A 641-nucleotide genomic window follows, 5' to 3' on the forward strand; every position below is an offset into this window, starting at 1 on the left:
TCGCCTTGAAGGAACCGTGGGTGAAGTACCGGTGGAAGCCGATGGTGATGCCGTGGCAGGCCAGGAAGTACATGAACACCATCAGGCCGAGGTCCAGCCAGCTCACTCCCCAGCCCCAGACCAGCGGGACCGCCGCCAGGAGCGCCAGGAAGGGAACGACGATGAACAGCAGCAGGGCGATCTGTTCCACGGACCGCTTGTTCTCGCCTCCGAGCGTCGCGGAGGGCACGGGGGAAGCGGAATCGGAGGTCGCCGAGGCGGCCTCGATCACTTCGGGACTGGTGGTCATGAAGGGTCCCCTGGGGGGTGAGGAATCGGCGGGGCGCCTGGGCGCCGGCCCTGGCTACGGATCCGTAACCTACGGCAACGTAAGTATGGCAAAGGCGCGCCCCGGGGCAAGGGGAGCGCGACCGGGCCCGAGGCGCTCTCGGGGGCGCTCGCGGCAGCCCGCGCGCCGCCTGGTGAGACGTTTAGCGAGGCACGAGGCCCGGACACCTATCCTGGTGTCGTCGGACAGCGCGGTCCGCACGGGCAGCCGAGCTGCGCATCAGGTGGGGGACACCCCCCTGGCCCCTCCCGGCAACGGCCGGGAAGGAGTCCAGACGCCCCCGCGCATCCCGGAGCCCACCTCCCAGTAGCGC

The 641-nt window shown here is 70.2% G+C and carries 1 pseudogene; it reads right to left on the minus strand.

The features are described 5' to 3' along the window. Positions 1–289: pseudogene (locus G3I78_RS46785) on the minus strand (acyl-CoA desaturase); the annotation flags it as partial. Positions 290–641 lie beyond the last annotated feature (352 nt).

The organism is Streptomyces sp. SID13726, assembly GCF_010548375.1.
In the GTDB taxonomy this organism is placed as follows: Bacteria; Actinomycetota; Actinomycetes; order Streptomycetales; family Streptomycetaceae; genus Streptomyces.